We start from the raw sequence: 24,491 nt of genomic DNA, 5'->3' as shown, positions 1-24,491 counted from the left end.
ATGGCCACACCGCCGCACAAGGACAGTCCAGCCAACAGAGACCACGCATGCGCAAACACCTGATCACGCTCCCGCACTCTGCCGCTCATCGCGGCATGGCACCCGCATCGTGAGTGCGCCGGGGCTCTTCGGCGGCGGACGGCGCCAGGTCGCGCTGCCGCCCGCCATTGCCATTTTATTGCTGATCTTCTGCCTGTCCGTGATCGCGGCGCTCGCGCTGCACGTCGGGCGCCAGCTGGAGCGCCTTGAGGTCTCCGCCTCCGAGGCTGTGCTCTGGTCGCTGACGCAGGCCGAACTGGAATCCAGCCGCCTTGAGGCCAGCGCCCTGAAGGCCCGCGACGCAGAGCAGCCAAGCCTCGCCGATCTGCGCAAACGCTTCGACGTGTTCTACAGCCGCATGGCCATCATCCAGCAGAACGAAAACTACGACGAGCTGCGCGAAACCCCCGAAAGCAGGGCGGCGCTTGAGGCCGTCGACACCTTCTTCAACACGTGGGTTCCAATCATTGACGGACCGGACGACACCCTGCGCGCGGCCCTGCCCGATCTGATCCTGGCCGCCGCCGAGATGCGGCGCAACACCCGCGTGTTGTCCCTCGACGGCATCACCCGCCATGCGGTCCGCAGCGCGGCGCACCGCAACAGCATCGCCACAACCCTGACCCGCATCGCCTGGCTGACCGCGATCCTGATTGGCGTGCTCATCGGCCTTCTGGTCATCCTCTTTCGGCTGGCCCGGCTGCGCGAAAACCAGTCGCGGCGCAATCAGGCCATGCGGCGCAGGCTCGAAACCATCATCGCCACCTCGCTTGATGCGATCATCGTCACCGACACCGACGGACGCGTGGTGGAATTCAACGGCGCCGCCGAGGACATCTTCGGCTATACCCGGCAAGAGGCGATGGGCGCTCCCTTCTCCCAACTCATCATTCCGCCTGAGGACCGCGACGCGCAGGACCAGGCCTGGAGGGGCTATCTCGCGGAACAGCCGCGCGAACGCCGGCGCGATTTCGTCGCCGGGATAGAAGCGATCCGCAAGAACGGCGAACGCTTCCCGGTCGAGACCTCCATCGCCACCGCCACCACGCCAGAGGGCGAGCGCGTCGTCGGCTTTCTGCGCGACATCTCCAACCGCAAGGCCGCCGAAACGGAACTGCGCAAGGCCCGCGACCGCGCCATCGCCGGAGAGCGCTCGAAGGCCCGGCTGCTCGCTGTCATGAGCCACGAAATGCGCACGCCCCTCAACGGCATCCTGGGAACGCTCGACCTCATGGGCACGCGCGGCCTCTCCCAAAGCCAGAGCCGCTATATCGACATTATCCGCAACTCCGCGCGCATCCTGCTCGATCAGGTGAACGACGTGCTCGATCTCTCGCGCCTCGACTCGGGTAAGATGCAGACCGACAAACGCCGCTTCGACCTCATCGCCCTGACCCGGGAAGTCATCGACAGCCAGCTTGGCGCGGCCGCTGCGGGCGGCAACACCCTGCGCCTCGCCCCGCCCGATCCGGCGCTGCACGATGTCTGGTCCGATCCCGACCGGCTGCGCCAGATCCTGCTGAACCTGCTCAGCAATGCCATAAAATTCACCCACAACGGTCATATCACCCTGGAGCTGGACTGCGCCTCCGGCCTTGATGAGGTGGAGATCCGCGTGATCGACAGCGGTATCGGCATCGCCGACGAAGACCTCGACCGCATCTTCGGGGATTTTGTCACCTTGGACGCCTCCTACCAGCGCCGCAACAAGGGCACCGGCCTCGGGCTCGGCATCGCCCGGCGTCTCGCCCGCGCGCTCGGCGGGGAACTTGGCGCCGAAAGCGAGCCCGGCGATGGCTCCGTCTTCTGGCTGCGCCTGCCGCTCGCCCTGCCCGCCGACCTTCCCGCCGTCGAGACCGCCGCCGAACCGGTCGACAAGTACGCCGCGCCCGACGGCCCCCACCTCTCGGCGCTGATCGTCGAGGACAACGCGGTCAACCGGCTGATCCTGCGCCGGATGCTGGAACAGGACGGCCACCGCGTCACGGAGGCCACAGACGGAGCGGAGGGCATCCGGGCGGCGCAGACGGAGCGCTTCGACGTGATCTTCATGGACATTTCCATGCCCGGCATGGACGGCATAACCGCCACCCGCCGCATCCGCGCCTCCGGAGCCGCCAACCATGACACCCGCATCGTCGCGACCACCGCCCATGCCCTCCCGGAGGAACAGCAGGCCTTTGCCGAGGCCGGCATGACCGGCGTCCTGCTCAAACCGCTGACCCGGCAGGCGCTGCGCCGGGTTCTGCTGGAGGTGGGCGATGCCGACAGCATGGCGCGGGACGGCGCCCGCGATCCCTGTCGCGACGCCCGGCCACCGCTGCTCGACCCCGAGCACCTGCAAACCCTGAAAGAAACCCTGAGCCAGGACGAGCGCAGCGACCGCCTGCGCCGCTTCATCGACGAGATCGAAACCTTCCTCGGCCCCGGCAATCAGCCGCGCGACGGCGCCGCACTGGCAAGAGAGGCGCACCGGCTTGCAGGCTCCGCCGGGGTCTTCGGCGCCCCGCGCCTGACCTGCTGCCTGCAACGGATCGACGCCGCCGCAGAGACCGCAGACGAGGCAGAGCGCGACACGCTCATGGCAACCGCACGGACCTGCTGGAGCGACACGCGGCAGGCGCTTGCCGAGGCCTGCAGCATTCCCCTGCCAGCGCATCGCGCCGCCGAATGACGAAAAAGGCCGCCGGGCGCATCACGCCGGGCGGCCTTTGGTCTTGCTTCGAGGGCGCCGAACCGGCGTGCCCTCAGGCAGCTATTGCTTTTTGAGCGCCTGCCCCGCCGGAGCGGCAGGCGCTACGATCTCCCCCACCGAGAGCACCGGACTTGCGTCGATTTCCTCGGCGTCGAGCATCGCGGCGACCTTCTCCAGGATCGCGACGATCATGCCCTGTTCGTAATCGGCCAGCGCTTCGAACTGCCGGACATAACGCTGCTGAAGCGCATCAGGCGCTCCGCTCAGCCGGTCGCGTCCGGCCTGCGTGATAAAAAGGTCGGTCTGGCGTCGATCCACATCGGACCGCCTGCGCTCGACCACACCGGCCTTTTCCAGCTTCTTGATCAGCGCCGACACCGTCGCCTGCGTCACGCCCATCCGGGCGGCAATGGCGGTCGGCGTGGCATAGCCCTTCTCGGCGACGATCTGCAAAACCCGAAGCTGCACCGCGGTCAGACCGGCTTCCTGCGCAAGCTTGCGCCCATACAACTCGGTTGCGCGCATGATGCGCCTGATGGCCACGAGGCTTTCGTCAGTGCGGTCCACAATGAACTCCGGGCTTGGGAATCCCAACTTACTGCGAGAGACGCCCCGGTGACACCCGTGCGATAAACTTTTCTTGGCTTGTACATTCATAACAGCACAATACTTAGCATCACCAAGTGATAAACTCAACTCACACGAAGCAAAAAATCACTGCACAGACATCTTTTCGTTATATTTCAATGGTATGAGTGGATTAATCGAGAAAATATTACTTAGTGTGTTGAAGTATGAGGGCTAACCAATATACTTAGTGTAACGAAGCAACCTGAGAGGCCCGACGTGAAAGACCTTTCCAACACCCCGCCGAAAGGCACCCTGACCTTCCGCAAGCCCGTCCGCGAGGATGGCGCTGCAATCTGGTCGCTGATCAGCGACTGCAAGCCGCTGGATGAAAACTCCATGTATTGCAACCTGCTGCAGGCAGACCACTTCCGCGACACCTGTGTCGTGGCTGAACTGGACGGTGAGATCGTTGGTTGGGTCTCCGGATACCTGCTGCCGAATGATGCCGAAACGCTTTTTGTCTGGCAGGTCGCGGTTTCGTCCGCTGCGCGCGGGCGCGGCGTTGGCGGGCGTATGCTCTCGCATCTTTTCGACCGGGTGGAGCGCGAAGGCGTCCGCCGGATCCAGACCACCATCACCCGCGACAATGATGCATCCTGGGCGCTGTTCACCGGATTTGCCGAGCGGCAAGACGGGCTGATCGACGATCAGGCGCACTTTACCCGCGACACGCACTTCGACGGCCTGCACGCGACCGAACACATGGTCACGATCGACATGCCCGCCGCCCTGCGCCGCGTCGCCTGAACCCGCCCCTTTCCTGTTATTCGGGCTGCGCCACGCCCCGGCGCGCCCATTCCCTTTTGCCTGAAACGAGGTTTCACCATGACCAATGACATCTACACACGCCGTGAAAGCGAAGCGCGCAGCTATTGCCGCAGCTTTCCCACATCCTTCATCCGCGCCAAGGGCTCCGAGCTCTGGGACGCGGACGGCAACCGCTACATCGACTTTCTCGCCGGATGTTCCTCGCTGAACTACGGCCACAACGACGATGACATGCAGGCTGCGCTGATCGAGCACATCCAGAAAGACGGCATCACGCACGGTCTGGATATGCACACCGACGCAAAGGAAGCCTTCCTGACCGCATTCGAGGACATCATCCTCAAGCCGCGCAATATGAACCACAAGGTCATGATGACCGGCCCGACAGGCACCAATGCCGTCGAGGCCGCGATGAAACTGGCGCGCAAGATCACCGGCCGCAAGAACATCGTCAGCTTTACCAACGGCTTCCACGGCATGACGCTTGGTTCGTTGTCGCTCACCGGCAATGCCGGCAAGCGTGGCGGCGCGGGCACCGATCTCGACGGCGTGACCCACCTGCCCTTCGAAGGCTCGCTTGGCGATATCGACACGCTCGACCTCATCGAACAGATGCTGGACAACCCGTCTTCGGGCATCGACGCCCCCGCGGCCTTCATCTTCGAGCCGATCCAAGGCGAGGGCGGCCTCAACGCGGCCTCTGACAAATGGATGCAAGGCATCGAGCGGCTGGCCCGCAAGCACGGCGCCCTGCTCATCGCGGACGACATCCAGGCTGGCTGCGGCCGCGCCGGCTCCTTCTTCAGCTTCGAGAAATCCGGCATCTCGCCGGACATGATCCCGATGGCCAAGAGCTTCTCCGGCATGGGCCTGCCCTTTGCCGCGCTGCTGCTCAAGCCCGAGCTCGACGTCTGGAAACCGGCAGAGCACAACGGCACCTTCCGCGGCAACACCCACGCCTTTGTCACGGCGCGCGTCGCGCTTGAAAAGTTCTGGAAGACAGACACCTTCGAAAAAGAGCTGGCAGAGCGGGCCGAGCAGCTGACCGCCGGTCTCGATGCCATTGCCGCCAACATCCCCGGTGCCACCCTCAAGGGGCGCGGCCTGATGCAGGGCGTCGACGTGGGCAGCGGCGCGCTGGCCTCCGACATCTGCGCGCGCTGCTTCGAGAAAGGGCTCGTGATCGAAACCTCCGGTGCCCATGACGAAGTGGTCAAGGTGCTCGCGCCGCTCACCACCTCCGAAGCGCTCCTGCGCGAAGGCCTCGTGACCCTCCTCGCCGCCACCGAGGAAGCCACACAGAACATGAAGATTGCAGCGGAGTAACAGACAATGATCGTACGTGATTTCAACAAGATCGTGAAAGACGAGAAGACCCGCGTCGTGTCCGACGCCAACTGGACCTCGGTCCGGATGCTGCTGGCCGATGACGGCATGGGCTTCTCTTTCCACATCACCTTTCTCGAAGCGGGCTCGGAGCACACCTTCGAATACAAGAACCACTTCGAGAGCGTCTACTGCATGCAGGGCAAGGGCTCGATCACCGACATCGCCACCGGCGAGACGCATGAGATCAAGCCCGGCGTCATGTATGCGCTGAACGAGCACGACCGCCACATCCTGCGCGCCGAGGAAGAGCTGGTCATGGCCTGCTGCTTCAACCCGCCGGTGACCGGCAAGGAAGTGCACCGCGAGGACGGCTCCTACGCCGCGCCCGCGGACCTCGAAGACGCCTGATCCCTGCCGGGGGGCGCCGCCCGCCCCCCGTCTTTACACGAGCCCCAAGAGGACTCCTGACATGAATTTCCAGAACCACACAGTCGAGAAAATCGGCGGCACATCCATGAGCCGGGTGAGCGAGCTGCTTGAGCCGCTGTTCCGCGCCCCGACCCCCGATTACAACCGCATCTTCGTGGTCTCCGCCTTCGGCGGCATCACCGACCTGCTGCTCGAACACAAGAAATCCGGCAAGCCGGGCGTCTACGCCCATTTCGCAGATGAAACCGAGGGACACGGCTGGCACGGCGCCCTGTCGAAGGTCGAGGAAGCGATGCGCGAGGCGCAGGACGCCGTGCTCGACCACTCCGCCGACCGCACCGAAGCCCGCGATTTCCTACGCGAACGCATGGAAGGCGCGCGCTCCTGCCTCATCGACCTGCAGCGCCTGTGCTCCTACGGCCATTTCCGCCTGTCGCAGCACATGGGCCAGACCCGCGAATTGCTCTCCGGCCTCGGAGAGGCACACTCCGCCTTCGTCACCACCCTGCGCCTGCGCCGCGCCGGGGTGAACGCCCGCTTCGTCGACCTCTCCGGTTGGCGCGATGACCGCGAACTCTCGCTCGAAGAGCGCATCAAGGACGGTCTCGCCGATGTCGACCTGACAACGGAAATGCCCATCGTCACCGGCTACGCCCAGTGCCGCGAGGGGCTGATGAACGAATTCGACCGGGGCTATTCCGAGGTGACCTTCAGCCAGATCGCCGCCCTGTCGAAGGCCCGCGAGGCAATCATCCACAAGGAATTCCACCTCTCCTCCGCCGATCCCAAACTCGTCGGAGCAGAGAACGTGCGCAAGCTTGGCCACACCAACTACGACGTGGCCGATCAGCTGGCGAACATGGGTATGGAAGCCATCCACCCCACCGCCGCCAAGGCCCTGCGCCAGGCCGAGGTGCCCCTGCGGGTGACCAACGCCTTCGAGCCGGAAGATCCCGGCACGCTGATCGACGAGGCAGAGGCCGAAAAGGGCGTCGCCGAGATGGTCACCGGCCTTGAGGTCTACGCGCTGGAACTCTTTGAACAGGACATGGTCGGCGTCAAAGGCTACGACGCCAGAACGCTGGACCTGCTCAAGCGCTTCGACATCCGCATCGTGTCCAAGACCTCCAACGCCAACACGATCACCCACTACCTCGACGCGCCGCTCAGCCGTGTGCGGCAGCTGGTGGCCAAGCTGAACGAGAGCTACCCGAACGCCGAAGCGCACATCCGCAGCGCCGCCATCGTCTCGGTCATCGGGCGCGATCTGCGCGGCCTGCACGTGCTCGAACGCGGCCTCGGTGCCCTGCGCAAGGCGGGCGTGGATGTGATCAGCGCCCATCAAACCACGCGCACCGTGGACGCCCAGTTCGTCATCCCGCGCGAGGATTTCAACAAATCGGTCAAGACCCTGCACGACACCTTCATGGGCAAGGCAGAGACCGCGTTAAAGTCCGCCGCCTGACAGACCCTGGCACAAACACGAAACGCCCCGGCCTTTTTCAGGACGGGGCGTTTTGCGTACTGCCCCCCGCGCCCTCCCCGGACCGCAGATCCGGGCGGCAATGACCAGGAACGCACGGAACAGCGCGCCTTCCGCCAAAGCCTGCCAAACCATGGGTTCAGCCCGAATCCGCATGACGCAAGGGCCCATCAACCCCCGCAGCGCAGGCAAAAAAATGCCCCCGCAGCGGTCTGCGAGGGCGAAATGGATTGCGATCTCCGGGGTGCGGGACAACATCACGTGTTGCTGCGATGGCGCGAGGGGCCGTTTTCGGTGGTCTGTCGAAAACGGTGGAACAGTCCCGGCGTCTCCGCGCAGTCAGCGCAATTTTGTCGCGGTCCGCCGCGCTCAGACGGAACGCCTGCGGCGCGCCACGCCGAGACCGAACAGGGCTGTTGCGAGCAACAGCCCACCGGCGGGCAGCGGTACGGCTGATATCTCTGCGAACTGGCCGGTGATTTTACCGTTGAGCGGCGTCTCGCCGCTGAAAGAGAGCGAGAACCCGCTTGTCGTGAGGTTCGAGATCTGCGCGCCAGCGTAATCGCTGGACAGGATGTTGACCTTGAACGGGGCAGGCCCGCCGACAAAGGGCAGGTTAAACAGACTGAACGTAATCGTGTTTCGCGGTTTCGCGATGTTTCCGAAAGCCGAAATGGCCATGACAAACTGATCGCCATCCGGACCGGCGCCAAAGTCGATGGAAAAACCGCAACCGCCGAGACAGCCGTCAATCTCTGCGCCAGAGGCCCGGGTGCCATTGGGCCCTGTGTTGGGTCTCACGACACCAAAGCCGGACGAAGCATCGGAAATCGAAGGCGACAGGGTGAACTGGAAATTGCTGCCTGCTTCAAGAACGGTCGCCGCCTGTGCGGTGGGTGCCGACAGGAGTGTCAAAAGGCCAAGGCCTGCGGCGGCAATAAAACGTTTCATCTGTCTCTCCAAAAAATCACAAACCGGCATTTCACAGGCCGGGCAGTCCCCGTTAGGATTATCGCCGCTCTGCGCCGCGATCAAGCTTGTTGAGCGCTCGGTTCGATACCACGTCCATCTGGCGCAATCTGAAGGTGACATCCGGCTTCTTTGGCAGCGTCGACAGGGGTTTCAATCCGATAGGACCGCGATTGGACGGCCCGGGCCCGCCGGTCTTGCGCCGATTTCAGAGCCAATACGGCCCTGCTCGAATCGACGCTGCGAGCCGCTGCTGGATGGCCGCGATGATGCGCGGGACCAACCCCCTGACAGTCCCTCGGCGCGCCGGAAGGGAATGGCGCGGGCTTGGCGGACACCACCGGGTCCGGAGCGGGTTGGCGCGCTGTCGCAATTCCTGCAAATTCATGCTTGGTGAACGCCTGGCGAAACCCTTGTCTGGTCGATCCGGCTGTCCTGACCGAACGACAAAAGGCCGCGCACCATTCGGGCCACATCGCTCCCCCCTCGCCGGACCGGACCAAACGGCGGATGCGAACCATCTCTCGTTCCATGAGATGGCCACGGTTTTCAGATCTTCGCAATTCCCTTCCGGGCGGGGCTGCCACGCCTCCTTCCCAGGCATCGGGCAAAGCCGGTCTTTCCTGGGCGCCCTTCGCTGGGCGTCTTCCACACTCGGCGTTCACTTGGCCAATCGGAAAACGCCTCCGGCACGCTGGCCGATCGCGGGGGGCCGATCGCCGCGACACGACCGCCCGTTTACCACATTAATGGTCTCTGAACGCCGGAAAACCCGCGATCCCGGCAGGCAGACTGCGTTCTGTACCAAACTCGGCCAGAATCGTACCAAACGCGGGTTAACGCGTCACGGCAATTGGTTAACCACCGTTAACCCCTTGGGCCTCGGCCCATGGCCCGCCACAACATCTGGTCCAGCCGGACAGCGCGCGCTGCGGTAATCCCCGCGTGCGCCGCCCGAACGCAAATTTAACCGCGCAAAAGGTTAACCTGCCACCGGCTCCTTCAAAGCCAGCCCGCCGACCTTCACCAGCAGATCGACAACCTCCTGAATTCCCTTGCCATTCTTCACCTGAGCAAAGAGCCACGGCCGCCCCGCCCGCATCCGGTCGGCATCACGCTCCATGACCTCCAGCGAGGCCCCCACATAGGGCGCCAAATCGGTCTTGTTGATCACCAGAATATCCGATTTCGTAATCGCCGGTCCCCCCTTCCGCGGGATCTCCTCACCCGCCGCAGTGTCGATCACATAGACCGTCACATCCGCGAGTTCCGGGCTGAACGTCGCCGAAAGATTGTCGCCGCCGCTTTCGATCAGGATCAGATCGAGATCGTCAAACCGTTGATTCAACTCGGCAATTGCGGCGAGGTTGATGGAAGCGTCTTCGCGGATCGCGGTATGCGGACAGCCGCCCGTCTCTACCCCCTTGATCCGCTCCAGCGGCAGGACCTGCCGCCGCATCAGCTCCTCGGCATCCTCGCGCGTGTAGATGTCGTTGGTCACGACCGCCATGGAACAGCGATCGCGCAACGCCGAACACAGCGCCGCCGTCAGGCTCGTCTTCCCCGCCCCGACCGGCCCACCAATCCCGACCCGCAAAGGCCCGTTCACCGATGCCATGGCATCCTCCTGTTCAAGAGCGGAAAACCCGCGAATACAGTGTCTCATGCTGCTGGCTTTGAATGTCCAGCATCGGGGCAAAGCCGCCGATTTCGTCCAAGTCTGCGGAAAAAGCCTTTTCCGCCAATGCCATGCAAAGCGGCACAAGCCCGCGCGTGATCCGCTGCCCGTCGGTTTGCCCAAGCGGCACCAACCGCACCGCAGCGCCCGTCAGGTTCGCCGCAAAGGCCTGAAGATAGAGCTTCACGCCCTCCTGCACCGGCAGGTCCAAGGCCCTGAACGTTGCGCCAACAGCCACCGGATATGGCGCGTCCGGCACCGGCACGCCCCAGACATCGCGCACCGTCCGCGCAAAGGCCGCCCCCTGCTCCACCGTCTCTGCCCGCCGCTCCGACGAAGGCGACAACGCCGTCGCAAGCGCGCTCAGATCAGCGACGTCATCGCCCAGCGCGGCCCGTGCGCACAGAACCGCATCGGACCACCCGGCGCCATGCTCCAGCGCCACCCGCAGCCAATCCCCGGCAGAGGTGGCATCGTGGACAAGCCCTTGGGAAATCGCGGTTTCCAACCCGTGCGACCAGGCAAACGCCCCCACCGGAAAGGATGGCGAAAACAGCTGGTGCAGCACCAGCAGCGGGTCTTCGATCGCCTCAGTGGTCATGGCTGTGCGAATGCGCGTGCCCGTCCGGACCATGCACATGGGAATGGTCATGCCCATGCGTGCGGCCATGGCCATAAGCGCCGCCCTCGGGCGTAAACGGCTCTTCGACTTCCTCGACCCGCGCACCGAGCCGCACGAGCATGTCCGCGATCACATGATCAGGCTGGATCAACAGGCGCAGCGGTTCGATCTGACACGGCGTGTGGCGGTTGCCGATATGCCAGGCGAGCCGGGTCATGTCTTCGCCCGTGATGCTCAGCAAAGGCTCCGCCGCCGCCTCCACCGCGATCTCATCGCCTTGCGTGGTGATCAGCACGCCGCCATGATCAAGCGAGGTCGTCTGCGCCAGATCGACCAACAACGTCCCACCAGAGGCCAGCACGAGCACCTTGCGGCGCAAAAAACGGTCCTCGTAGGACAGGATCAGCCGGTCGGACGCGCCCTTGTGGCCATGCGGGTGATAATCGTGTGCTGTCAGCATCTTGGCTCCTTCCGGGCGCGGGGTGCGCCAATCAATTCACCACTTCGAGCGTGGTATAGTCATAGGTGTCCGACCCGTCCGGGTAGAACGATTGCGCAAGGTAGGCCACGCCCAGCTCCGGAAGATAGTTCAGGATATCGTAGGTTTGCTGATCTTCCGTGTCAAAATACATACGGATCGGCAGCATCCGGTAGCTGCAGTCACCAAAGGTGATGGTCGTTTCCGCATCGGCGACGAAAACATCCGTTGCACGCGACAGCTCGCCCCCTTCATTGACCGTCACCGGCAAGGTCAGCATGTCCCCGGTCGTCGGGACCGGCATGTCTTGCGGGCTGTGTTCGTAGATGTAGGTGTCGCGTGCGCTGGCTTCGAGCGCGGTGCCGTCATAGGGCATATACTCGATCATGTAGATCCCCTGCGCCAGCAGAACGCGCGAGTCCAGCGTGCCCGCCTCGTAGTAGAAGGACGCAACGACGCCCGGCGTAAACGCCTCCAGCACCTCCACATTTCCGTCACTGGTCGAAAAGCGGAGCCCCGCTTCGAGATCCCCCGCCACCGGACAGTCGGCCAACGCGGCAGGAGCCCAGAGGGCGGCGATCAGGACAGTCATACGCATGGGTGTCTCCTTCGTCAGATCCCCGCACAAAGCCTTATCCCTCCGCGGAGGTCAACGGCGGTATTCCGGCCTCAAAACAGGAAATACCGTTGCGCCATGGGTAGCACTTCGGCCGGTTCACAGGTCAGCAGCTCGCCGTCGGCGCGCACTTCGTAGGTCTCCGGATTCACTTCCACATGCGGTGTGGCATTGTTCAGCTTCAGATCCTTCTTGCCGATGTGGCGCGTGTTGCGGACCGCGACGGTCTGCTTGGCAAGTCCGAGCCGGTTGCCGATGCCTTCGGACTGTGCCGCCTCCGAGACGAAAGTCACGGCGGAATGCTCCACGCTGCGCCCGTAGGCCCCGAACATCGCACGGGAATACACCGGCTGTGGCGTCGGGATCGAGGCATTGGGATCGCCCATCTGCGCGCAGACAATCGTGCCGGACATCAGCACCATTTCGGGCTTCACCCCGAACATGGCCGGGTTCCAGAGCACCAGATCGGCGCGCTTGCCCTCTTCGATGCTGCCGATCTCGTGGCTGATGCCGTGGGCAATGGCCGGGTTGATGGTGTATTTCGCGATGTAACGACGCACGCGCATGTTGTCGTTGTCACCGGTTTCTTCCGGCAGGCTGCCGCGCTGTTTCTTCATCTTGTCAGCGGTTTGCCAGGTGCGAATGATCACCTCGCCGACGCGGCCCATGGCCTGACTGTCCGACGCGATGATCGAAAACGCGCCCATGTCGTGCAGGATATCCTCTGCCGCGATGGTCTCGCGCCGGATGCGGCTTTCGGCAAAGGCCACGTCCTCGGGGATGGATTTATCAAGGTGGTGACAGACCATGAGCATGTCGAGGTGTTCTTCGAGCGTATTGACCGTATAGGGCCGCGTCGGGTTCGTGGACGAGGGCAGAACGTGCTGCTCGCCGCAGATCTTGATGATATCCGGCGCATGGCCGCCCCCCGCCCCTTCGGTGTGGAAAGCGTGGATGGTGCGACCCTTCATGGCCTTCACTGTGTTCTCGACAAAGCCGGATTCATTCAGAGTGTCGGTGTGGATCATCACCTGCACGTCCCAGGCATCGGCCACCGACAGGCAGCAGTCGATGGTGCCGGGGGTCGTGCCCCAATCCTCGTGCAGCTTGAGCGCGCAGGCGCCACCCCGGATCTGCTCCTCCAAGGCCGCCGGCAGCGAGGCATTTCCCTTGCCAGCAAAGGCAAGGTTCATCGGAAAGGCATCCGCCGCCTGCAACATCCGCCCAAGGTGCCAAGGCCCGGGCGTGCAGGTCGTGGCCAAGGTGCCATGCGCGGGGCCGGTGCCACCGCCGAGCATCGTGGTCAAACCGGAATGCAGGGCATCATCGATCTGCTGAGGACAGATAAAGTGAATGTGGCTGTCAAATCCGCCAGCGGTCAGGATGCGCCCCTCACCGGCTATCACCTCTGTCCCCGGCCCGACGATGATGTTCACGCCGGGTTGGGTGTCGGGGTTGCCCGCCTTGCCGATCTTGTGAATGCGCCCGTCCCGAAGGCCCACATCGGCCTTGTAGACACCAGTCCAGTCCACGATCAGCGCATTGGTGATGACCGTATCGACGGCACCATCCGCCCGCGTTGCCTGAGATTGCCCCATGCCGTCACGGATCACCTTGCCGCCGCCGAATTTGACCTCTTCGCCATAGATCGCGGCATTGGCGCCGGTGCCACCGGACTGCGCACGGCCCACGGCCTCTGCCGTCAGGTCGCGCTCGACCTCGATGATCAGGTCGGTATCGGCAAGCCGAAGCTTGTCGCCAGTGGTGGGGCCGAACATGGCGGCATAGTCGGAACGGGAAATCGTGGCGGGCATGGACAGTCCTTGATGTTCGAAGTTTAGTTTGGGGAGCCGCGCTGCGAGAGGCGGCGGGAATTGGCCTGCGTGGTACGGCGGAGCGGTTCAACAGCCGCCGACAACGCGGCGCCGGGTGCCTTGCCGCGCCACGTGGCGGAAAAGGCCGCGCGCCCGGCCTCGGCAAAGGCGTCCTGCTTTTCCGTGATCATGCGCAGCGATTCGGATTCGGGCACATGCCAGAGACCCATCATCCCAAGCGTGCGCATCCAGATCACCCCACCCGCCTCCACCGCCATCAGCGACAGCTGATGGCTGAGCCGCAGCAGCTCAAAGGGATCGGGCGCGTCGGACTGTGTCATTCAAACCTCTGTTTCACAAAGAAAATACCGCCCGAACCAAAGACATCCGGCACGGGTTGTCACAGATCACCCATCACGGCCTGATTGAAGCCATAGATCTTTCGCGCCCCGGCAACGGGGATGAGATTCACTTCCCGCCGTTGCCCCGGCTCGAAACGAACAGCGGTGCCCGCCGCGATGTCCAGCCGCATGCCGCGCGCCGCGTCGCGGTCAAAATCCAGCGCAGCATTGGCTTCGGCGAAATGGTAATGACTGCCGACCTGAACAGGGCGATCGCCCGTGTTGGCCACCATGACCGTGATCGCAGTGCGATCCCCATTCAGCATCAGATCGCCAGCCGCCGGAAAGAGCTCGCCCGGGATCACCGGTTCGCCCTCGCCCGTGCCACGGCCACACCGCCCGCAACCGCCAGTACGGCAAGCGCTCCGGCAACCACCATCCAGCTCGCGCCATCATGCGGATGCACATGCGCACCGGGATGCGCCAAGGCCGGACCTGCCGCGAGCATCGTTGCCGCCATCATCCCATGTTTGATCATTTCCCTGTCCTTCCAGCTTTTTCTTGGTCCAAAATCGAAACGTTCAGCGGATCGGCTGATGTACCGTCACCAGTTTGGTGCCGTCCGGGAACGTGGCCTCCACCTGCACTTCGTGAATCATCTCCGGCACGCCTTCCATGCATTGATCGCGGGTGATCACCTGCGCGCCAGCCTGCATCATGTCCGAAACGGAGCGCCCGTCCCGCGCCCCTTCGACCACCGCGTCGGTGATCAGTGCAATGGCCTCGGGATGGTTCAGCTTGACACCCCGCGCCAGCCGTTTGCGAGCCACTTCCGCCGCCATGGCGATGAGCAGTTTGTCTTTTTCTCTTGGGGTCAGATTCATGTCGTTTCAGTCTCTTACAGCATCCAGGGCCGAGGCAATGCGGTCCCGGCAAGGTCGGTGAGGAGCGGCACAAGACTGCGCCGCAGTTCGAATCCATCAGGCGCCAGCAGGCGCATAAATACAAGGTCGTCATGCAGCGCAGAAGCGCCGGCCGTCTCCGGCAAACCGGCGCGCAAGGCGTCGAGCCGCGAGGCGACGCCGGGCGCCGCACACAGCACGGAGGCCACGGCGATCATGCCGGAGGCCGTGCCCCTGCAGTCGAGGATCCGGGCCGCATCCCCGTTCAGCCGGAGACGGTCGGCAAACACGTGAGCGTCCCCAATGCGCAGGTCGATCCGGTCGCGCAGATGCAGGCTGCGGACCCGCTCGCCCATGGCTTCACGACCAAAGATCAGCACTTCAGAAGCCAGCAAGCGCGCACCCCGCGCAAGGTCGATGGACAGGCTGCGGTCGAGCGCCGCGCCGTCGAACAGGATGGTTTCCTGCGGCAGCCAGATCAATTGCGCATCGGCCGCTGCGGTCAGCCGCGTCACAACCCGCCCCGGCGCACCGGGCGCCGCCCGGTAAATCCGCTCGGCGGCCTGCGTCGTCATGCGCAGCGCACCGCCCGGCAGCACGTCGGCTCCAAGCGATAAATCATCTCCCCCGGTCACACCACCGGACGAATTGAGATAGACCGCGTCCAGCATGGTTCCCCGCCCCTGCGGAAACAGCAGCTTGCTGCTGCCGGACATGGACAAATCGCCAATCACCGACCGCCCGTCCCGTGGCCTGACCGACAAGAATGCCGCCCCCCGCGCCCGCTGGGGCGCAATCGTGGCAGGCTTCGCCGGGGATGTCAGATCGTAGGGAATGGCAGGCTCCATGGGCGGCTTGTCCGGAGCCTCCGACGCGCCCTTCAAAGCCTCAAGCCATCGCGGCAGGCTATCGGCCATTTCCCGATGAAAAATGCGGCATCACTGTTTCGACCGCACAAAAGATGGGCGATTTGCGCAAAAATTGAGCGAAACAGAGTCACCCTTACCCTTTCGGCCGCGCTTGCACCGTGTAGCCGCATCGATCCGGTTTGAGATCAATCAGCGGCGTGCCATCAAGGCAGTCCAGACCACGCACGATCAGCGCGGCGCCCTCGCGGCGCAGTAGACGCACACGCGACGTTCCGATGGGATTCGGGCGCAGCGGCGAGCGCAGGGAGAATGTGCCGCGCAGGGCACCATCGCCGCGCGGGCTCTGGCTCAGCAGGTCGCGCCGCGCGAGATGCAGCCAGTACAGCACCTCGACAGAGTCGAATCGTTCAAGCCCCTCCAGCGCCGGTTCCAGCTCGGACAGAACCACGATCCGGCAGTCCGGGCCGTCCGTGGCATCGCCTTGCCGGGGGCATTGCCCACGCGCCTTGAACGGCGTGTGGATGGTGCCGATAAAGCTGAGCCCGACATCGTGGTGCAGCGCGGTGTCAAGCACCGTTTCTCCCCGGCGCAAACTGTCGCGCGGATGCGGCGCAGGATCGGGCGTCACAGGATCACCTGATGTTCACGCTGGCCGCGCGCCAGCGTGTCGATGGCAAAGGTCCGGCCCGCTGCGGCCTCGCCCGCCGGTGCGCCGCCCGCTGCGGAGGTGACGAACAACCGGTTCAGCCCCGGCCCGCCAAAGGCCGGGCAGGTCGTCAAGCTGGCAGGCAGCCGAAACGCGTGCTCAAAACGCCCGTCCGGCCCGTAGCAAGCCACCCGCCCCGCGCCCCATTGCGCGTTCCAGAAGTTTCCATCGGCGTCGATCACCGCGCCGTCGGGGTTGAAACCTTCGGATCGCAAGTCCAGCCAAAGCTCCGGCGTGCCCTGCGGCCAGCCCTCAGCGTCCAGCGCCACCCGCCAGACCTTGCCCACGCCGGTATCGGCAAAATGCGCATGTCGCCCATCCGGCGTGAAGCAGATGGCGTTGGGGATGGAGATGTCGGGAAAGAGCCGCCGCACCGTGCCCCGGTAATAGCGGTAGATCGCCCCCTGTCCGTCCGCGCCCTGGCTCTCCATGGTGCCGATCCAGAAGCCCCCCTGCGGATCCGCGCGCCCGTCATTGGAGCGTGTCGCGTCGTTGTCGGCCTCAAGCTCGGCCAGATGCGCATGGCTGCCGTCCGTCAGGTCAAACCGGATCAGATCGCGCGACGTCGCGATCAGAAGCGTATCACGGTCAACCCATCCCGCCGCCGATACGGGGCGATCGAACTGCCAGTGCCGCTCGACCTCGCCATCGTACTCATAAAGCCTGTGACCCTTGATATCGAACCAGAAAAACGTCTCGCGCTCCGGGTGCCACAGCGGCCCCTCGCCCAGTTCGCATGTCGTTTGCGAAATCACGTCCGCGCCCATTGGCATTCTCCCCTGACCATACGCCCCTACCTGTCCACATCGCCCCGCGCGGGGCAAGCCCCGGTTGCTGCCACGTGTTGCCACCGATTTGGGGCTGGAAAAGCCCAGCGATATGCGCAAGGCTCCGCAGCAGAACACAGGCTTTCAGGAGCGCCCCACCCGATGAACTGCGTCTTCGTCCAGATCCGCTGCAAACCCGGCACAGCCTACCGCGTGGCAGGCGATATCGTCCTGCGCGAGATCCACTCGGAACTCTACTCGACGAGCGGCGAATTCGACCTGCTTGTCAAACTCTACATCCCCGAGGGAGAAGATGTGGGCAAATACATCAACGACACGCTTCTGGACATCGACGGGATCGAGCGCACGCTGACGACGCTCACCTTCCGCGCGTTCTGACGATCAATAAACAAGAAACAACAGGGACAAGAACACCATGACATTCAAAGGATTGATGCTCGGGACTGCATTGGCTGCCGCCGCGACGCTGGCGCAGGCCGATGTGAAGGTCGGAATGATCACCACGCTGTCGGGCGGCGGTGCGTCACTCGGAATCGACACACGGGACGGCTTCATGCTGGCGCTGGACCGCGCCGGGCGCGACGACGTCGAGGTGGTGATCGAAGACGATCAGCGCAAGCCCGACGTGGCCGTGCAACTGGCCGACAAGATGATCCAATCCGAGAAGGTCGACGTGCTGACCGGCATCGTCTGGTCCAACCTTGCCATGGCGGTGGTGCCCGCCGCCACCGGCCAGGGGCTGTTCTACCTGTCGACCAATGCCGCCCCGGCGCAGCTTGCCGGTCGTGGCTGCAACCCCAATTACTTCGCGGTGTCCTACCAGAACGACAACCTGCACGAAGGCGCCGGGGCCTACGCCACGCAGACGGGGTTCGAGAACACCTTCATCCTCGCGCCGAACTACCCGGCGGGCAAAGACAGCCTGACCGGCTTCAAGCGCTTCTACGAAGGCGATCTGGCGGGAGAGGTCTACACCCAACTGGGCCAGACCGATTACGCCGCCGAAATCGCCCAGATCCGCGCCTCTGGCGCGGACAGCGTGTTCTTCTTCCTGCCGGGGGGCATGGGGATCTCCTTCCTGAAGCAATACGCCGCGTCCGGCGTGGACCTGCCGCTTGTCGGACCGGCCTTCTCGTTCGATCAGGGCATCCTGCAGGCCGTGGGCGAGGCCGCCCTCGGGGTCAAGAATTCCTCCACTTGGTCGAAGGATCTGGACAATGCGGCCAACGCCGCCTTTGTCAGCGCCTTTGAGGAAAAGTACGACCGCCTGCCGTCGATCTACGCGGCGCAGGGCTATGACACGGCGAACCTGCTGCTCTCCGCCATCGACAAGGCGGACGTGAACGATGACGCGGCCTTCGGCGCGGCGCTTAAGGCCGCGGATTTCGACTCCGTCCGGGGCACGTTCTCTTTCGCGGCGAACAACCATCCGATCCAGAACGTCTATGTGCGCGAGGTCATCAAGGAGGGCGACATCTTCACCAACAAGATTGTCGCAACGGCGATGGAAGACCGTGCAAACGCCTACGTCGACGACTGCAAGATGTGAGCGACGGGGGTGCGGGGCACAGCCCCGCCCTACGGCTGCCCGCGCCATTCGTCCCTGTTCGCCACAGAGACGTTGGCCGGAGTGACCGTAGGCTGGGGCTGTGCCCCGGCGCCCTCCTTTGACAAATGACCGCGACACTCCTTCTTGAACAGGTCCTGAACGGGCTGCAATCGGGCATCATGCTGTTTCTGATGGCGGCTGGCCTGACGCTGATCTTCGGCGTCATGGGGCTGATCAATCTCGCCCATGGATCGCTCTACATGATCGGCGCCTTCTGCGCTGCAGCGGCGGCGGGGCTGACCGGGAGCTTTGTTCTTGGGCTCGTGGCTGCGCTGGCGGGGGCTGCGGCGGCGGGTGCGCTGATCGAACTGCTGGTGATCCGGCGGCTCTATGCCCGTGACCACCTCGACCAGGTGCTCGCCACCTTTGCGCTGATCCTGATCTTCTCCGAAGGCACGCGTTGGCTCTTTGGCTCTTTTCCGCTGTACCTCGACGTGCCCGCCGCGCTGGCCGGGCCCGTCACCCTTCCCTTCGGCATTGCCTATCCCGCCTATCGCCTGGCGCTCATTGGTGCCGGGCTGATCGTTGCGCTCGGGCTGTTTTGGCTCATCGGGCGCACGCGTCTCGGCATCCGCATCCGCGCAGGAGAAAACGACCGCGAGATGATCGCGGCGCTCGGCGTGGACATCGACCGGCTCTATACGCTGATCTTTGCGCTTGGCGCAGCGCTGGCGGGGCTCGCCGGAGCGATGGTCGGGGCGATTCAATCGGTACAAGTGGGCATGGGCGAGCCGGTGTTGATCTTGGCCTTCGTGGTGATCGTGATCGGCGGCATCGGCTCGATCAAGGGCGCGCTGATCGGGGCGCTGCTGGTCGGGCTGACGGACACCCTCGGCGGGGTCTTTCTGCCGGAGCTGTTCAAGCTGGTCATGGCCCCCGCGGCCGCCACCCAGACCGGGGCCTCCCTGTCCTCCATGGCGATCTATATCCTGATGGCGGCAGTTCTGATCTGGAAGCCCACTGGCCTTTACGGAGCGCAGGCATGACCGGGTTCAGGCAATGGGGGCCAGCCCCCAAACCCCCGAGGTATTTGGGGACCAAAGACGGGCAGATCCGACCATGACCGCAGAGAGATCGCTCAACACACTCGTTCTGGCCGGGCTTTTGCTGCTGCCACTCTGGGCGGTTCATGCCGATGAGCCTTTTACCATCACGCTGGCCACCCGTGCGGTGATCCTCGCGCTGGCCGCCGTGGGGTTGAACCTTGCCCTCGGGATTGGCGGGCTGGTCAGCCTCGGACACGCGGTGTTCTTCGGCATCGGTGGCTATGCCATGGGGGTTCTCGCCTCCCATGCGCAGGATTATTCGCCGATCCTGACCTGGCCATTCGTGCTCGAAGGCACCAAGTCCATGCCGGTGATCTGGCTTGTGGCCGTGCTGGCCTCTGCGCTCGCGGCGCTGATCATCGGGGCGTTGTCGCTGCGCACCTCGGGTGTTTATTTCATCATGATCACGCTGGCCTTCGGACAGATGCTCTTTTTCTTCACCATAAGCTGGGCGGCCTACGGCGGCGAGGACGGGCTGTCGATCTACGTGCGCAACGGGTTTCCCGGCCTAAACACGCTGGTGCCGATCCAGTTTTACGGTCTGTGCCTTGCCCTGCTCTGCCTCGCGCTCTTGCTGAGTGCCGCTTTGGCCCGCGCGCCCTTTGGTCTGGCACTCAATGCGGCACGGCAGGCACCGGAGCGGGTGCGGGCGGTGGGGCTCGATCCGTTCCGCCTGCGGCTTGTTGCGTTCGTCTTGTCCGGGGCGATCACCGGACTGGCGGGTGCGCTGTTCGCGGATCTCAGCCGCTTTGTCAGCCCTACCATGTTCAGCTGGCAACTCTCGGGCGAGCTCATGGTCTTCGTGATCCTGGGCGGCACGGCGCGGCTGTTCGGCCCGGTTGTCGGGGCGGCGCTCTTTGTCCTTCTGGAGCACTGGCTCGGCGGGCTGTCGGACTATTGGCATGTGTTCCTCGGGCTGCTTTTGCTGATCATCGTGCTCTTCGCCAAGGGCGGCATCATCGGTCTGATCGCAGGACGGGGTCGCGCGCATGACTGAACCGGTGCTCGAAACCCGCGCGCTCAGCAAATCCTTCGGCGCGCTGACGGCCTCCGACTCCGTTTCACTCGGCCTGCGTCCCGGTGAAATCCATGCCATCATCGGGCCGAATGGCGCGGGAAAAAGCACCCTGATCGCGCAGATCTGTGGCGCGCTCAGACCCGACAGCGGGCAGGTGTTCCTGGACGGTGAAGACGTCACGGCGCTGCCGCCGCAGATCCGCGCACGGCGGGGACTGGCCCGCAGTTTTCAAATCAGCCAGCTCGCCATGGAAGACACGGTGTTGCAGAACGCTGTGCTGGGTGCTTTGGGCGCTGACGGCTCGCCTTGGCGGTTCTTCCGCCCGGCTCTCAGGGACCGCGCCCTGCGCGGATCGGCGGAGGCGGCGCTGGACCGTGTCGGCCTGCTCGACCATGCCGCGACCGTCGCCGCCGAGCTCTCGCACGGGGAACGCCGGCTTCTTGAGGTCGCCGTGGCGCTGACGTTGAAGCCGAAGGTCTTTGTGATGGACGAGCCGATGGCAGGGCTTGGCACGGAGGGCAGCGCACAGCTGACCCGGCTGCTGGACGCGTTGCGCCTGGAGGCCCCCATCCTGTTGGTCGAGCATGACATGGACGCTGTCTTTGCGCTCGCGGACCGGATCAGCGTGCTGGTCTATGGCCGGATCATCGCAACCGGCACGGTGGACGAGATACGCGCCAACCCGGCGGTCCGCGAGGCCTATCTCGGGGAAGAGACATGACGCTGCTGTCGGTCCAGTCGCTCACCGCTACCTATGGCGCGTCGCAGGCGCTCTTCGGCGTTGACCTCGACATTGCGGAGGGTGAGGTCGTCGCCCTGATGGGCCGCAACGGCATGGGCAAATCGACCACGGTGAAATGCATCTGCCGGATGATGGCCGCGCAGGGCCGCCTGATCTTTGCCGGCCGGGATCTGCACGGGCTGAAATCACACCAGGCCGCGCAGCTCGGGATCGGCCTGGTGCCGGAAGGGCGGCGGTGCTTTGCGGATTTGACGGTGCTGGAAAACCTCATCGCCACAGCGCGGCCAGGACATTGGAATGAGGCGCGTGTCGGGGCGCTGTTTCCCCGGCTGACGGAGCGACGGGATCAGGTGGCGCGCAGCCTGTCCGGCGGGGAGCAGCAAATGCTTGCCATAGGACGGGCCTTGATGACCAACCCGCGCCTTCTGGTGCTGGACGAGGCGACGGAGGGGCTCGCGCCGATCGTGCGGCAGGAGATCTGGGCGGCATTGACGCGGTTGAAACAGCAGACCGGCATGGCGATGCTGATCATCGACAAGTCGCTGCGCGAGCTTGGGACGGTGGCGGACCGGGCAGTGATCGTAGAGCGCGGGCGGTCTGTCTGGGACGGCACGCCCGAGCAGATCACGGAAGAAATCGCTGAGCGATATCTGGGGGTCTGAGCGGCTTGAACCGGGCTGCGTTGCAGACGGTCCGCCTCCGTTGTCCGGCAAAAACACGTCGCCTCCGTGCTTCACGGCTAAAGACCGACCAGCGAACCGCGATCTGAATCGCAAAGCAAAGAGGCCTTACTCCAAAGCCGTCGGTGCAAGCCAGTCGCTCTTGTCGCCGAATGAACGACCGACGCCCGCTCGATGCGCGCGCGTACCGACAAAGCGCGCCTTTACCGAGTCGAGCAAATCGCGGTGCAGGACGTCGGTGTGCACATCAGTGATGCCATTCACGGTTTTCCCGCCAACGCGCAGGTTTGGCTTGAGATATTGCACGATGCTCTCATCCGTCACGAACCATCGCGCGCGCCGGTGGCCCATGGCCCGTTCCGGGCGAAAGATTCCTCGAAAGACCGCACGGAACTCATCATCATGATCCGCCCCCTCCGCCCGCCACAACGCCGCGCAGGCCGGGGATGTGACGGCCTATTGGCGGAATAAGCTGGGTGGGGCGAATTCCATTCTGAGCACAGGGCTGGGGGCGCCGCGGCATACGGTTTCGGATGTGGTGCGGTAGCGAATGCTACAGTTTGGATAGCTATCAACTCTTGAAGAACACTTCATCGCCGCAAAGGCTAAGTACGGGTTACGAAAGACACTACTGCGTTAATCCAATCTTGGCGTTTGGTGAGCTCTGTCTTCAGTTCTTCAAGGGAGATGATCGGGGGCGTCCCAATTTGAAGAAAAGCGCTTTCTAACAAAATATGTCCCTGTTCGATGTTCGAACAGTCGAGCAAGCGCAAATTGCTGTTCAACACGAGCCCACCTGCCGATCCGACATGTACGCCAACCTGCAACTGTCGAGACCGAAATGAGAAGAGACCATTCCACCATACCGAGCGACGTTGCGTTTCAATCTCATAACCAACGAAACTCGAAGAAGAAAATTGTAGGAAATGCAGGGCAGACAGAATGTCTTTGCGTTTTCCTGAGAATTTCCTATTGGAAAAATTCTCCTCTTTGTTCTTTTGCGCCAACAGCTCGTGGACAACTTCCCATTCACCCGGATGTTCCCGGACATCATCAGGAGCAGTCGAAATCAATGCTCTATTCAGATAGTCAGACGCAATTTTAGATACATGATGGCGCGGTAAATCGTTTGAATGCTCATATTTGGCAGCCCTTTCGGCGATATTGCCCAAAGGAGCACCTCGAAACTCTCCCTCTCTAAAGGCAATATCACGGAGCATTTTTTCGATGCAGGTTTGAAGTTCTGGAGTTATCCACATTTAGTCTACTTCCGTTTCCGGAACTTCAGGTTCATCCGGAGTGGTTGGCTGAGGCGGCGGTAAGAACACCGCGATTCCTCTCCTAATTAAGTCATGAATAGCTTCGACATTGTGCCGCCCCCCCCCCGCGTAATCAAGCGAATAAAGCATGACTCCTGGAAACTTTCCTGGGTAGAGATTGACGTCATATATCGGCCCCTCAGATCCATTGATCTGAACAGCCGTACGCAAACCTGTTTCTGGAACGAGCTTTCCAGTGTCGTATGGTACCATTTCTATACCACGAATTGCGGCGGTTAACTTCCAACGATTCTGTTGTCTTATATCCCCATCATACAAATGAGGCTTCGTCATCCGAGTTGCAGGCTTATAATCGAAGTACTCGATCTTTTTGGGGCCGACTATTCTTTGGGCATCGGGTGCTCCATTGAATGTTTCGACCGCTGCGATCCTTTCGTCAACCATACTTCCATAGCGAGCGCCCCGTCCCATTGCAATACTCGGTTCAGCTTGGAAGTCAAAGCCTTGCGTAACACCTTGAATGTTCAATTGATTGTGTGTTCTGATAGCATTTACCAGGTTGTAGGGGGAGTTTCCGAAGAGGGCCCATACATATGCGTTCCCCTCCGGGTCCCTCAAATTCACCGGATCGTTGAAGGAATACGAACACCTGGTCGTCCCGAGCCCCTGCTTGGTCACCTCGAACCAGTCCGGTTGGATGAACATGGCCAGTTCCGGGTCGTAGTAGCGGGCGTTGAGGTATTGCAGGCCCGCGCCCGCGTCATTGCGCTCGCCGATCCAGCCTTTGGTCTCAACAGGCGGGGCGGCCAATTCGATCACTGGCCTTTTCTTGCCAAACGGGCGGTAGGTGGCCCCTTCAATGCGGTCGCCGCTAGCGTCAAAGATCGCCAACTCGCGCGTCCGGTTGGTCGCGGAGCATGGCGGTAGGCCGTCCGCTTTCTGCATACCAAAAACGCTATC

General features: G+C 63.3%; 28 protein-coding genes. 11 read left to right on the top strand and 17 right to left on the bottom strand.

Annotated elements, in window-relative coordinates:
• Window positions 1–109 precede the first annotated feature (109 nt).
• A complete protein-coding gene (locus ACN2XU_RS07185) occupies window positions 110–2,713 on the top strand; it encodes a hybrid sensor histidine kinase/response regulator (protein WP_419409739.1) in 2,604 nt (867 codons plus the stop codon).
• An 81-nt stretch (window positions 2,714–2,794) separates the two neighbouring features.
• Here ACN2XU_RS07185 and ACN2XU_RS07180 read toward each other — a convergent pair whose 3' ends face one another.
• Window positions 2,795–3,301 (bottom strand): MarR family winged helix-turn-helix transcriptional regulator, encoded by a 507-nt coding sequence (locus ACN2XU_RS07180; protein WP_419409738.1) that lies wholly within the window; start codon window positions 3,299–3,301, stop codon window positions 2,795–2,797.
• Between the two features lie 279 nt (window positions 3,302–3,580).
• On the opposite strand from ACN2XU_RS07180, the gene ectA reads away from it, so the two are divergent.
• The 4 genes from ectA (at window position 3,581) to ACN2XU_RS07160 (ending at window position 7,355) form a co-directional block, all read left to right on the top strand.
• On the top strand, window positions 3,581–4,111 hold the full coding sequence (gene ectA / locus ACN2XU_RS07175; protein WP_419409737.1) for a diaminobutyrate acetyltransferase: 531 nt from the start codon (window positions 3,581–3,583) through the stop codon (window positions 4,109–4,111).
• Between the two features lie 78 nt (window positions 4,112–4,189).
• Window positions 4,190–5,458: a diaminobutyrate--2-oxoglutarate transaminase gene (gene ectB, locus ACN2XU_RS07170; protein ID WP_419409736.1), complete on the top strand. Its 1,269-nt coding sequence runs from the start codon at window positions 4,190–4,192 to the stop codon at window positions 5,456–5,458.
• Between the two features lie 6 nt (window positions 5,459–5,464).
• Complete coding sequence (locus ACN2XU_RS07165) at window positions 5,465–5,869, top strand: ectoine synthase (RefSeq protein WP_419409735.1); 405 nt, start codon at window positions 5,465–5,467, stop codon at window positions 5,867–5,869.
• A gap of 61 nt (window positions 5,870–5,930) precedes the next feature.
• Window positions 5,931–7,355, top strand: coding sequence for an aspartate kinase (locus ACN2XU_RS07160; RefSeq protein WP_419409734.1), 1,425 nt, complete (start codon window positions 5,931–5,933; stop codon window positions 7,353–7,355).
• Window positions 7,356–7,742: 387 nt separating this feature from the next.
• Here ACN2XU_RS07160 and ACN2XU_RS07155 read toward each other — a convergent pair whose 3' ends face one another.
• From ACN2XU_RS07155 to ACN2XU_RS07095, 13 genes are all read right to left on the bottom strand, one after another.
• Complete coding sequence (locus ACN2XU_RS07155; protein ID WP_419409733.1) at window positions 7,743–8,324, bottom strand: VPLPA-CTERM sorting domain-containing protein; 582 nt, start codon at window positions 8,322–8,324, stop codon at window positions 7,743–7,745.
• Between the two features lie 1,000 nt (window positions 8,325–9,324).
• Window positions 9,325–9,960 (bottom strand): urease accessory protein UreG, encoded by a 636-nt coding sequence (ureG, locus tag ACN2XU_RS07150; protein ID WP_419409732.1) that lies wholly within the window; start codon window positions 9,958–9,960, stop codon window positions 9,325–9,327.
• A gap of 13 nt (window positions 9,961–9,973) precedes the next feature.
• Window positions 9,974–10,621 carry an urease accessory protein UreF gene (locus ACN2XU_RS07145; protein WP_419409991.1) on the bottom strand — a complete coding sequence of 216 codons (648 nt, stop codon included), beginning with the start codon at window positions 10,619–10,621 and terminating at the stop codon, window positions 9,974–9,976.
• A complete protein-coding gene (locus ACN2XU_RS07140) occupies window positions 10,611–11,102 on the bottom strand; it encodes an urease accessory protein UreE (RefSeq protein WP_419409731.1) in 492 nt (163 codons plus the stop codon). The genes ACN2XU_RS07145 and ACN2XU_RS07140 overlap by 11 nt, the downstream gene beginning before the upstream one ends.
• A 31-nt stretch (window positions 11,103–11,133) precedes the next feature.
• On the bottom strand, window positions 11,134–11,718 hold the full coding sequence (locus ACN2XU_RS07135; RefSeq protein WP_419409730.1) for a hypothetical protein: 585 nt from the start codon (window positions 11,716–11,718) through the stop codon (window positions 11,134–11,136).
• Between the two features lie 71 nt (window positions 11,719–11,789).
• On the bottom strand, window positions 11,790–13,550 hold the full coding sequence (ureC, locus tag ACN2XU_RS07130) for an urease subunit alpha (RefSeq protein WP_419409729.1): 1,761 nt from the start codon (window positions 13,548–13,550) through the stop codon (window positions 11,790–11,792).
• A gap of 23 nt (window positions 13,551–13,573) precedes the next feature.
• On the bottom strand, window positions 13,574–13,891 hold the full coding sequence (locus ACN2XU_RS07125) for an antifreeze protein (RefSeq protein WP_419409728.1): 318 nt from the start codon (window positions 13,889–13,891) through the stop codon (window positions 13,574–13,576).
• A 59-nt stretch (window positions 13,892–13,950) separates the two neighbouring features.
• On the bottom strand, window positions 13,951–14,256 hold the full coding sequence (locus ACN2XU_RS07120; RefSeq protein WP_419409727.1) for an urease subunit beta: 306 nt from the start codon (window positions 14,254–14,256) through the stop codon (window positions 13,951–13,953).
• Complete coding sequence (locus ACN2XU_RS07115) at window positions 14,253–14,429, bottom strand: hypothetical protein (protein WP_419409726.1); 177 nt, start codon at window positions 14,427–14,429, stop codon at window positions 14,253–14,255. The genes ACN2XU_RS07120 and ACN2XU_RS07115 overlap by 4 nt, the downstream gene beginning before the upstream one ends.
• Before the next feature lie 43 nt (window positions 14,430–14,472).
• Complete coding sequence (locus ACN2XU_RS07110; protein WP_419409725.1) at window positions 14,473–14,775, bottom strand: urease subunit gamma; 303 nt, start codon at window positions 14,773–14,775, stop codon at window positions 14,473–14,475.
• A gap of 14 nt (window positions 14,776–14,789) precedes the next feature.
• Window positions 14,790–15,710, bottom strand: coding sequence for an urease accessory protein UreD (locus tag ACN2XU_RS07105; protein WP_419409724.1), 921 nt, complete (start codon window positions 15,708–15,710; stop codon window positions 14,790–14,792).
• 85 nt (window positions 15,711–15,795) lie between these two features.
• On the bottom strand, window positions 15,796–16,236 hold the full coding sequence (gene tsaA / locus ACN2XU_RS07100; RefSeq protein WP_419409723.1) for a tRNA (N6-threonylcarbamoyladenosine(37)-N6)-methyltransferase TrmO: 441 nt from the start codon (window positions 16,234–16,236) through the stop codon (window positions 15,796–15,798).
• 50 nt (window positions 16,237–16,286) lie between these two features.
• Window positions 16,287–17,135 carry an SMP-30/gluconolactonase/LRE family protein gene (locus ACN2XU_RS07095; protein ID WP_419409722.1) on the bottom strand — a complete coding sequence of 283 codons (849 nt, stop codon included), beginning with the start codon at window positions 17,133–17,135 and terminating at the stop codon, window positions 16,287–16,289.
• 162 nt (window positions 17,136–17,297) lie between these two features.
• On the opposite strand from ACN2XU_RS07095, the gene ACN2XU_RS07090 reads away from it, so the two are divergent.
• The 6 genes from ACN2XU_RS07090 (at window position 17,298) to ACN2XU_RS07065 (ending at window position 22,233) form a co-directional block, all read left to right on the top strand.
• Window positions 17,298–17,534 (top strand): Lrp/AsnC ligand binding domain-containing protein, encoded by a 237-nt coding sequence (locus tag ACN2XU_RS07090; protein ID WP_419409721.1) that lies wholly within the window; start codon window positions 17,298–17,300, stop codon window positions 17,532–17,534.
• Window positions 17,535–17,571: 37 nt separating this feature from the next.
• Complete coding sequence (locus ACN2XU_RS07085; protein ID WP_419409720.1) at window positions 17,572–18,705, top strand: ABC transporter substrate-binding protein; 1,134 nt, start codon at window positions 17,572–17,574, stop codon at window positions 18,703–18,705.
• Window positions 18,706–18,830: 125 nt separating this feature from the next.
• A complete protein-coding gene (locus tag ACN2XU_RS07080; RefSeq protein ID WP_419409719.1) occupies window positions 18,831–19,751 on the top strand; it encodes a branched-chain amino acid ABC transporter permease in 921 nt (306 codons plus the stop codon).
• A 73-nt stretch (window positions 19,752–19,824) separates the two neighbouring features.
• The gene (locus tag ACN2XU_RS07075) at window positions 19,825–20,808 is read left to right on the top strand and encodes a branched-chain amino acid ABC transporter permease (RefSeq protein ID WP_419409718.1); all 984 of its coding nucleotides are present in this window, start codon (window positions 19,825–19,827) and stop codon (window positions 20,806–20,808) included.
• Window positions 20,801–21,550: an ABC transporter ATP-binding protein gene (locus ACN2XU_RS07070; RefSeq protein WP_419409717.1), complete on the top strand. Its 750-nt coding sequence runs from the start codon at window positions 20,801–20,803 to the stop codon at window positions 21,548–21,550. Before ACN2XU_RS07075 ends, ACN2XU_RS07070 begins: the two co-directional genes overlap by 8 nt.
• A complete protein-coding gene (locus ACN2XU_RS07065) occupies window positions 21,547–22,233 on the top strand; it encodes an ABC transporter ATP-binding protein (RefSeq protein WP_419409716.1) in 687 nt (228 codons plus the stop codon). The genes ACN2XU_RS07070 and ACN2XU_RS07065 overlap by 4 nt, the downstream gene beginning before the upstream one ends.
• A gap of 126 nt (window positions 22,234–22,359) precedes the next feature.
• On the opposite strand, the gene ACN2XU_RS07060 is transcribed toward ACN2XU_RS07065, so the two are convergent.
• The 3 genes from ACN2XU_RS07060 to ACN2XU_RS07050 all read right to left on the bottom strand — a co-directional run bounded on the left by ACN2XU_RS07060 (window position 22,360) and on the right by ACN2XU_RS07050 (window position 24,422).
• Complete coding sequence (locus tag ACN2XU_RS07060) at window positions 22,360–22,557, bottom strand: hypothetical protein (protein ID WP_419409715.1); 198 nt, start codon at window positions 22,555–22,557, stop codon at window positions 22,360–22,362.
• A gap of 299 nt (window positions 22,558–22,856) precedes the next feature.
• Entirely contained in the window at window positions 22,857–23,510 is a 654-nt protein-coding gene (locus ACN2XU_RS07055) for a hypothetical protein (RefSeq protein ID WP_419409714.1), read from the bottom strand.
• Window positions 23,511–24,422 carry an RHS repeat domain-containing protein gene (locus ACN2XU_RS07050; RefSeq protein ID WP_419409713.1) on the bottom strand — a complete coding sequence of 304 codons (912 nt, stop codon included), beginning with the start codon at window positions 24,420–24,422 and terminating at the stop codon, window positions 23,511–23,513.
• Window positions 24,423–24,491 lie beyond the last annotated feature (69 nt).

This window comes from Pacificoceanicola niger (assembly GCF_048553275.1).
Classification (GTDB): domain Bacteria; phylum Pseudomonadota; class Alphaproteobacteria; order Rhodobacterales; family Rhodobacteraceae; genus Pacificoceanicola.
This window is presented reverse-complemented; position numbering and strand designations above follow the sequence as displayed.

Bases quoted from the DNA above. Each gene is read 5' to 3' on its own strand.
- ectB (WP_419409736.1), top strand. From the start codon at position 4,190: ATGACCAATGACATCTACACACGCCGTGAAAGCGAAGCGCGCAGCTAT.
- ACN2XU_RS07165 (WP_419409735.1), top strand. From the start codon at position 5,465: ATGATCGTACGTGATTTCAACAAGATCGTGAAAGACGAGAAGACCCGC.
- ACN2XU_RS07160 (WP_419409734.1), top strand. From the start codon at position 5,931: ATGAATTTCCAGAACCACACAGTCGAGAAAATCGGCGGCACATCCATG.
- ACN2XU_RS07155 (WP_419409733.1), bottom strand. From the start codon at position 8,324: ATGAAACGTTTTATTGCCGCCGCAGGCCTTGGCCTTTTGACACTCCTG.
- ureG (WP_419409732.1), bottom strand. From the start codon at position 9,960: ATGGCATCGGTGAACGGGCCTTTGCGGGTCGGGATTGGTGGGCCGGTC.
- ACN2XU_RS07145 (WP_419409991.1), bottom strand. From the start codon at position 10,621: ATGACCACTGAGGCGATCGAAGACCCGCTGCTGGTGCTGCACCAGCTG.
- ACN2XU_RS07140 (WP_419409731.1), bottom strand. From the start codon at position 11,102: ATGCTGACAGCACACGATTATCACCCGCATGGCCACAAGGGCGCGTCC.
- ACN2XU_RS07135 (WP_419409730.1), bottom strand. From the start codon at position 11,718: ATGCGTATGACTGTCCTGATCGCCGCCCTCTGGGCTCCTGCCGCGTTG.
- ureC (WP_419409729.1), bottom strand. From the start codon at position 13,550: ATGCCCGCCACGATTTCCCGTTCCGACTATGCCGCCATGTTCGGCCCC.
- ACN2XU_RS07125 (WP_419409728.1), bottom strand. From the start codon at position 13,891: ATGACACAGTCCGACGCGCCCGATCCCTTTGAGCTGCTGCGGCTCAGC.
- ACN2XU_RS07115 (WP_419409726.1), bottom strand. From the start codon at position 14,429: ATGATCAAACATGGGATGATGGCGGCAACGATGCTCGCGGCAGGTCCG.
- ACN2XU_RS07110 (WP_419409725.1), bottom strand. From the start codon at position 14,775: ATGAATCTGACCCCAAGAGAAAAAGACAAACTGCTCATCGCCATGGCG.
- ACN2XU_RS07105 (WP_419409724.1), bottom strand. From the start codon at position 15,710: ATGGCCGATAGCCTGCCGCGATGGCTTGAGGCTTTGAAGGGCGCGTCG.
- ACN2XU_RS07095 (WP_419409722.1), bottom strand. From the start codon at position 17,135: ATGGGCGCGGACGTGATTTCGCAAACGACATGCGAACTGGGCGAGGGG.
- ACN2XU_RS07090 (WP_419409721.1), top strand. From the start codon at position 17,298: ATGAACTGCGTCTTCGTCCAGATCCGCTGCAAACCCGGCACAGCCTAC.
- ACN2XU_RS07085 (WP_419409720.1), top strand. From the start codon at position 17,572: ATGACATTCAAAGGATTGATGCTCGGGACTGCATTGGCTGCCGCCGCG.
- ACN2XU_RS07080 (WP_419409719.1), top strand. From the start codon at position 18,831: ATGACCGCGACACTCCTTCTTGAACAGGTCCTGAACGGGCTGCAATCG.
- ACN2XU_RS07075 (WP_419409718.1), top strand. From the start codon at position 19,825: ATGACCGCAGAGAGATCGCTCAACACACTCGTTCTGGCCGGGCTTTTG.
- ACN2XU_RS07070 (WP_419409717.1), top strand. From the start codon at position 20,801: ATGACTGAACCGGTGCTCGAAACCCGCGCGCTCAGCAAATCCTTCGGC.
- ACN2XU_RS07065 (WP_419409716.1), top strand. From the start codon at position 21,547: ATGACGCTGCTGTCGGTCCAGTCGCTCACCGCTACCTATGGCGCGTCG.
- ACN2XU_RS07055 (WP_419409714.1), bottom strand. From the start codon at position 23,510: ATGTGGATAACTCCAGAACTTCAAACCTGCATCGAAAAAATGCTCCGT.